Annotated in this window: 5 protein-coding genes and 1 pseudogene; 1 reads left to right on the forward strand and 5 read right to left on the reverse strand. The window is 36.4% G+C overall.

The genetic code is table 11. The annotated features are described in order from the left end of the window. Nucleotides 1–212 precede the first annotated feature (212 nt). Nucleotides 213–371 (forward strand): annotated as a pseudogene (locus tag GN217_RS16940) (type II toxin-antitoxin system PemK/MazF family toxin); the annotation flags it as partial. Nucleotides 372–958: 587 nt separating this feature from the next. On the opposite strand, the gene ileS reads toward GN217_RS16940, so the two are convergent. From ileS to GN217_RS16965, 5 genes are all read right to left on the reverse strand, one after another. Beyond that, nucleotides 959–4,036, reverse strand: coding sequence for an isoleucine--tRNA ligase (gene ileS / locus GN217_RS16945; RefSeq protein ID WP_156857839.1), 3,078 nt, complete (start codon nucleotides 4,034–4,036; stop codon nucleotides 959–961). A 432-nt stretch (nucleotides 4,037–4,468) separates the two neighbouring features. After that, nucleotides 4,469–5,170 carry a hypothetical protein gene (locus tag GN217_RS16950; protein WP_156857840.1) on the reverse strand — a complete coding sequence of 234 codons (702 nt, stop codon included), beginning with the start codon at nucleotides 5,168–5,170 and terminating at the stop codon, nucleotides 4,469–4,471. Continuing rightward, on the reverse strand, nucleotides 5,167–6,027 hold the full coding sequence (locus tag GN217_RS16955) for an ABC transporter ATP-binding protein (protein ID WP_156857846.1): 861 nt from the start codon (nucleotides 6,025–6,027) through the stop codon (nucleotides 5,167–5,169). The genes GN217_RS16950 and GN217_RS16955 overlap by 4 nt, the downstream gene beginning before the upstream one ends. Continuing rightward, on the reverse strand, nucleotides 6,017–6,394 hold the full coding sequence (locus GN217_RS16960) for a GntR family transcriptional regulator (protein ID WP_156857841.1): 378 nt from the start codon (nucleotides 6,392–6,394) through the stop codon (nucleotides 6,017–6,019). Before GN217_RS16960 ends, GN217_RS16955 begins: the two co-directional genes overlap by 11 nt. 130 nt (nucleotides 6,395–6,524) lie before the next feature. Then, complete coding sequence (locus tag GN217_RS16965; RefSeq protein WP_156857842.1) at nucleotides 6,525–7,022, reverse strand: GNAT family N-acetyltransferase; 498 nt, start codon at nucleotides 7,020–7,022, stop codon at nucleotides 6,525–6,527. Between the last annotated feature and the right edge of the window lie 468 nt (nucleotides 7,023–7,490).

A 7,490-nucleotide genomic window follows, 5' to 3' on the forward strand; every position in this document is an offset into this window, starting at 1 on the left:
TCATACCGAAGAATCCAAAGGGAGTAATTGACACGCGTCAAGTTTTGAGGATAAGTTTAAAGTTAGTTTCTAGACATAGCGGGTTATAAAAAATCTTCAGAGGGTTTTAAGGAGCATAAACAATCCTTTAAAGAATGTATACTTAAATACAACATATATCGAAGGATTTCAAAGGATTTATCGCTCTTCAATAGGATGTAAATAAATGGGGATTTCATGTTAGATTGCCTGATGATTTAAAGGTAAATGGTGTCGTTAAAACGGATCAACTAAAAAATTTAGATTTCAAAGCTAGAAATTCTGAAACTATTGAAAATGCACCAGAAGAGATTGTTGAAGACTGCTTGAAGAAGATTAGGACATTTTTATAGTCTATATAATAGTCTATATATAAGGATGTTTGAAAAAATTGTGGGATTTGATGATATCCTTTGTGCCGAATGTGATGAGATTTAATCTGTTCACCATTTTTCTCCCTCAACATTCTATTATAAACTCAATTTTTGCACTGATAAACTTCATAAAATTGCTCTTAACCACTGTACGAAGAGTTCAATACCATAAACGGACAGCTTTAGTAGTGAATTCAAGCAAAGTAAGTGTTTTCAGATGCTGATAAGATTTTCAGCCCGAGTGAACTAGGATCTTGTTCAAACGGGAATGGGGCTCCTCTATTTACCCGAGCGGACTGGAATCTGCTGCATTCGATCGATTAGAGCCCCGCTATTCACTCGAATGAACTCGAATCACCTTCAAACGAGTCATTAGAATCCTCTAATCACTCAATTGAAGTTTTGGGATCGTTCCATAACTATAATGAATTACTGGTTGCACTAATTATACCAAGGGATAGCTCAATGTTTCAGACTACGAAAGTTAAATTTAGAGGAAATTTATCTTTCTTTTCAACAAAAATACCAAAGAAACGAAGCAGCATTGTCTCTTTGATATTTTTTAATTATGATTCAATATACAGTTGAATTTCATTTCCTTCCACTTCAAAACGCCTCATTTTTGGCTTTTCTTCAAAATTAATCGATTGAACGATTAGATTTTCATGCAGCAAGTCATCAAACTTAACTAATACTTTTTGAAGTTCCGGATTAGCTTGGATAAAAAGATCTATTCTTAACTCAACAGGAAGATTCAACTCTTTCCGATACGATTGAACAGCACGAATAAATTCCCTAACCAATCCTTCTTCTTTTAATGCTTGCGTCAGTTCCGTATCTAATAAAACAGTAATATTATTTCGTTCTAATAATTCAAAACTGGATCTGCCTTTTTTCTCGATTATTAAATCACCTAAAGTAAGTGTTACCATTTCTCCTGTACTTAACGGTAACTTCAGTTCTTTTTCTTCAACAACTTTTTCTTTCTGTTTATCAGTTAGCGCCTCGACCTTATTTTTTACCTCACCAACGTACTTACCTAACTTTGGACCAACCACGGAAAAGTTTAATTTTAGATTGTATTGTAGATATGCACGCTCATCTACATTAAATATGACGTCCTTCACATTCAATTCATCCCGTATAATAGAAGCGTACTTTTCCAATTGTAATGAAGCAAATTCTTCTTTTAAAATGATAACCAGTTGGGCCAGAGGTAATTTCGTTTTTATCCCTGTTGTATTTCTGATCGATCTTGTAAGTTCAACTATTTGTAATACCGCATCCATATCTTTCTCTAATTGTTGATCGATCTTTGTCCCGTCTGGTGAAGGATAGTCAGATAAATGAACGCTATCTTCTACTAACTCGGAATAAATATCTTCTGTAATAAATGGAGTGTAAGGAGCCATGAGTTGCATGAGCTTCGTTAACACTTCAAATAAAGTGCTAAAAGCCGCTCGTTTATCATCACTCATTCCACTGCTCCAGAAACGCTGTCTGGAATTTCTCACATACCAATTACTTACCTCATCGATAAATAATGCTATCGATGTTGCACCCCTCGTAATTTCATATTCTTCTAAGCTTTGAGTAACTTCCTTTATTACCGTATTTAAGCGTGAAAGAATCCACTTATCAAGCACGTTCTGTTTGCCGCCGAAATCTTTTCGGGCATCAAATTGATCTATCTTGGCATACATGGAATAAAACGAATATACGTTTTGTAGTGTATCGATAACTTTAGATTTTGCCTGACTCACTGTTTGTTTAGAAAAGCGTTTATTATTCCAAGGCGAACTGTCGGCTAATAACGCCCATCTTAATGAATCAGCGCCGAATTCATGTATCAGCTCAGCAGGGTTCAATGCATTCCCTTTGCTTTTAGACATCTTTTGCCCATGTTCATCTAAAATATGGCCTAAAGAAAGAACTCGTTTATATGGTGACTGGCCGGTAAATAAAGTGGAAACTGCTAATAGACTGTAGAACCAGCCTCTTGTTTGATCAACTCCTTCAATAACTACATCCGCTGGGAATTGTTTCTGAAATAATGCTTCGTTTTCAAATGGATAATGATATTGAGCAAATGGCATCGAACCACTATCAAACCACACATCGATTACCTCGCTCGTTCTAATCATTACACCTCCGCAAGAACATCTGAGGTATATCCGGTCCACGTATGGTTTATGCAACTCAATATGTTCAGGTAACTCCTCGGTAGAAAGGTCTCTTAATTCATTTATAGAGTGTGGGGCTTTTTCAGCGCCACAACCCTCACAAGTCCATACGTTTAACGGAGTTCCCCAGTATCTGTTGCGTCCGATATTCCAATCAACCATGTTATCCAAAAAGTTCCCAAACCTTCCATTTCTCATATGGGGCGGGTGCCAAGCCACTTCTTGGTTATTTGCTTTCATTTTTTCTTTTACAGCAGTTGTTTTAATAAACCAGCCTTCCATGGCATAATAAAGAAGTGGGCTATCACACCGCCAACAATGAGGATAGCTGTGTTCATATTTTTTCTTATCGAATAAAAGATTTTCTTTGGCAAGCATTTTTATAATCTCGACATCACAATCTTTCACAAATTGCCCTGCAAGCGGAGTGACATAATCCTTATACCGCCCCTTTGTATCAACAACATTTACAAAGTCAAATCCATAATCCTTGATTGCCTCATAGTCATCTTCCCCGTGTGCAGGAGCCAAATGAACAATACCAGTTCCACTATTTTCCGTTACAAAATCCGCTCCAATAATACGATATCCTTTATCTACTGTGACATAATTAAAAATGGCTTCATATGAAAGACCAATCAATTCTTTTCCTTTTAACACATCCAATATCTCATAATTTCCCTTTAAAACCATAGGTGCCAAAGACTCTGCCAAAATATATATATCTTCTTCAACTCTGACTCTTACATAGTTCATATTCGGATTCACAGCAAGTGCAACATTACCTGGTAACGTCCATGGCGTTGTTGTCCAACCTAGAAAATATTCGTTTTCCTTCCCTTTCAAACGAAATTTTGCGGTTACAGATAGATCTGATACATCTTTATACCCCTGTGCAACTTCATGTGAGCTTAGAGAAGTCTCACAGTTTGGGCAATACGGAACAACCCGGTGTCCTTTATACAACAATTCTTTCTGATGGATAATCGATAAGATATTCCAAACAGACTCAATATATTCATTGTTCAACGTTACATAAGGGGCATCCATATCTACCCAATACCCAAGTTCTTCGGTGAATTCTCTCCACTCATTTTCATAAGTGAAAACACTCTCTTTACACTTTTGGATAAAATTTTCAATCCCGTACGCTTCAATCTGATCCTTCCCACGAATGTTTAACTGCTTTTCAACTTCTAACTCGACAGGTAAACCATGTGTATCCCATCCCGCCTTTCTTAATACTTGATATCCTGACATCGTCTTATATCTTGCTACAAAATCTTTGATGGTTCTGCCAAGTGCGTGACCTGCATGGGGTAATCCGTTAGCTGTCGGCGGCCCTTCATAAAAAACATACGTCTCTTTCCCCTCGCGATTAGAGATTGAATGTTGAAAAGTTTTCTCCCGCTCCCATTTTTTACGTATTCTTAATTCCCTCTCGACATTTGTTTCCTTCAAAATATCACCTCATTTAATATTAAAAAAGCCCGATTCCACCTACGTAGAATCGAGCTCCTATTTAACTCGCCTTTAAACAAAATAAAAAACCATCGCAGTGGTGGTTTTTTTACTTGCTAAATACACTACGTACTATCATACGTGTCCTGGTTATCGGTAGGATGCCGTCAAAGTTTAATTCCATTCAACTTTGCTTCTCGGAAAGGATTTTCATTACGGACTTACCATTGACTCTCAGCAATTCGTCAACTCTCTGTAGATAAGATTCCATAATTACTCGTTTTCGTCATCAAATTGGATATTAAATTGTTGTAAACAATATCTTATTATTGTATAAATGTCAAGTTATAATTTACAAATACTCCATAATTTCATTGTTCCCCTTCATTTAATTTTCGAGCGTTCCAAAAACTAAAGTTTCTGTGCTCTACTTTACACCTTCCTCACAACAGTCACCCTCTGTATAAACAGATAACTAAAGAGATATAAACCAATGCCGATTACGAAAATCGTTGCAAAAGTCAGCATGGATGCATCAGATAAAATATTCGCAAATGCTTCAATTAACCAGCCCTGAAAAAGACCATACAAGATTACGACTAGTATTGCTCCTAATGTAATTCCTCCACCTAGTAAACCAGATTGGTAAAATATTAATCCGACTAATAATAGTAAGGCCATAAGAAAGAACATAATGAATGTATCAATAACTGTTCTCGTCAACCACGTATCTGTCAGCAGCATAGCCGGATGTCCAAAAATATAGTTTGTAACACCGAAGACGTTAAGCAGCCCTTCTAAAATTGTCTGCAAGGTATTAGCCGCTATCGCCATTAATAGGGAATAGCAAAAGAAGAAATAGGCATAGCTCAGAAAAATGTTTTTCCGAATCGCTCCCATTTTCAATCCAAAAGGAATATCCTTTTTAACACTTTGAAAAGCAATAATTGCGACATTCGTATACGTTGCAAACGGGAACGCCCAATAAAATCTGCTCCCTTCTATGCCCATCAAGAAATAAGCCATAATACTAGTCGCAACGATAATCGCAATTAGAATCGTCCAAAAGATCTTCACATGATACTTCATGTCTTGTGTATAATAATAAATAAGTCCTTTCACTTGGTTATTCATGCGTGCGCCCCTTTCTTTTCTGTCAAATGAATCATTAATTCCTGTATCGGTACCGCTTCTGCATCTAATCCGAAATCTTTCGCTTCTTCGCTAGTACCAAAGGCATAGGCCATTGAATTTCCTGCCAGACTTTTGAGTTCAATCACATCTTTACCTTGTAAAAATTGATCTACTTTTTCCGTCGGTCCAGACACGGCTACCGTTTGTTGTCTTAACACCTCTGAATCCTCCTGCAAAACGACCAAGCCTTCCTGCAAGATAATTACCTCTTCAAATATTAAACTCACCTCATCAATTAAATGGGTGGAAAAGATGATTGTTCTTGGATAATCCTCGTAATCTTCTAACAATAATTCATAAAATCGTTTCCGTGACGGCGCGTCCATTCCAATATATGGTTCATCAAAAACGGTAATCGGGGCCCTGCTCGCTAAGCCAACCGTGATACCTAAAGCAGACTCCATCCCTTTGGATAATGCTTTTACTTTTAATCGAGGTGTTAGATTAAATTCTTTTAATAAATCTTCTGCAAAGGAGTAATCCCAATTCGGATAAAAGTAAAAAAATATCTTTAACACATCTTTGATTTTCAGTTCTTTGGGGAAGTTATTGGATTCCTTAATCAGACAAATCGATTCCGTCAATTCTTGCTGATCGAATGGATTTTCACCAGCAATTTTTATTTCTCCACTCGATGGCATAATTTGGCCACTAAGAATATTCATGAATGTCGTTTTCCCGGCACCGTTTCTCCCAAGCAGACCGTAGATTTTATTTTTCTCGAGGGCAAAAGATACATGATTTAATGCATACTTTTCTCCATACTTCTTACTCAAATTATTCACTTCAATCTTCATATCCTTCATCCTTCCTTTGCAGCATTTCTATAAGTTCTTCATCTTTAATCTGAAGCTTTTTTGCTTCCTCTTTGAGTGGTAGCATGTAATTGTCATAAAAAGTCTGTTTCCTTTTCTCCATAACAATCTCTTTTGCTGTTTCGGTAACAAACATGCCCACCCCTCTCTTTTTAACCAATATTCCTTCTCCGACCAACTCATTAATCCCTTTTCCAGCGGTTGCAGGATTAATTTGATAAAAGGCAGCAAATTCATTCGTTGATGGTACCCTGGTCCCCGTCTGATAGGATTCATCCATAATCGAATCCTCAATTAAATCCTTTATCTGCATGAAAATTGGCTTGCTATCATCTAGTTTTTTCTTCATTTAAGTTCATTCCTTAGTTGGTTAATTACTTATGTAATTAACCATATAACACCTTCAGATAAATGTCAATCCCATTTTCTAAAATTAAGCTTAAAAAGGCTCGATCCCACATATGCAGAATCGAGCTTGTCTATAATAATTTTGCCATATAATATTCATCCATGAACTCATCACCTATAAGCAAGGAATGCCTTTTGGTCCCTTCTATTTCAAACCCTGCTTTTCTATATAATGAAAGAGCTGTATCATTCTTCGTAACCACAGTTAATTCCAACCTTCGAATATTCCTATCCCGTGCCCAACGATCCAACCGATAAAATAGTTTTGTACCAATTCCTTGTCCTCTCTTGGCTTGTAATATGCCGACAACGATATAAACGGAATGCTTATTTCTTCGTGCCTTTCCACCTATTGCAAAAAGATAACCCACTAAATCCTGCTCCTTTTCTGCTACAAATATCGTAGAATTTTCACTTGCTTGTATGCTTTCAATCATTTCCAATTGGCTCTCTGCCTGAACTTCTCTTTCACCAGATTCCCAGAGCATATATTTTGAATTTTTTTCGACTTCCTTTATAAGATTAGCTAATTTTTTTGCATCAGTTGTACTAGCTTTTCTAATAATCATCACTTTCTCCCCCTTAATTCTATATTTATTAATTATTCTAACTCAATTAATCTTACCATATATTTCAAAACTAAATTCCTAGTTATTAATGGAATTAATCTTAAACAGTTAGAGGACTGGATTGCGATCAACCCAGTCTAATACTAAAGACATTTTTTGTTACATGTTAATTTTTCTTTTGTACAGCAATCCAAGTTTCGCTATAAACTTCCCCCGAACGGGTAAATCCCCCCGTTAATGAATTCTTAGGAGCCTCAACCAATTCATAATCTGATGAAGGGAGCCACTCAGAAACAAATCATATTTTTCAGCAACGCTTATTCCCTCCTTCATAAGATTATTATAATAACTCAACTTTCGCAGAGTAAAAATGACATCTAACCTTTATCTGGTAAAGTACTTTTGGAAATTCATTATGGACCTTGACATCTGCCTACTATAAAAAAGAAAAACACCTCCACTTTTGGT

It is taken from the genome of Oceanobacillus sp. AG (assembly GCF_009746545.1).
Lineage (GTDB): Bacteria > Bacillota > Bacilli > Bacillales > Amphibacillaceae > Oceanobacillus > Oceanobacillus indicireducens.

What these genes read in the sequence shown, in the direction of transcription:
- GN217_RS16950 (WP_156857840.1), bottom strand. Translation starts at nt 5,170, where the DNA reads ATGAATAACCAAGTGAAAGGACTTATTTATTATTATACACAAGACATG.
- GN217_RS16955 (WP_156857846.1), bottom strand. Translation starts at nt 6,027, where the DNA reads ATGAAGATTGAAGTGAATAATTTGAGTAAGAAGTATGGAGAAAAGTAT.
- GN217_RS16960 (WP_156857841.1), bottom strand. Translation starts at nt 6,394, where the DNA reads ATGAAGAAAAAACTAGATGATAGCAAGCCAATTTTCATGCAGATAAAG.
- GN217_RS16965 (WP_156857842.1), bottom strand. Translation starts at nt 7,022, where the DNA reads ATGATTATTAGAAAAGCTAGTACAACTGATGCAAAAAAATTAGCTAAT.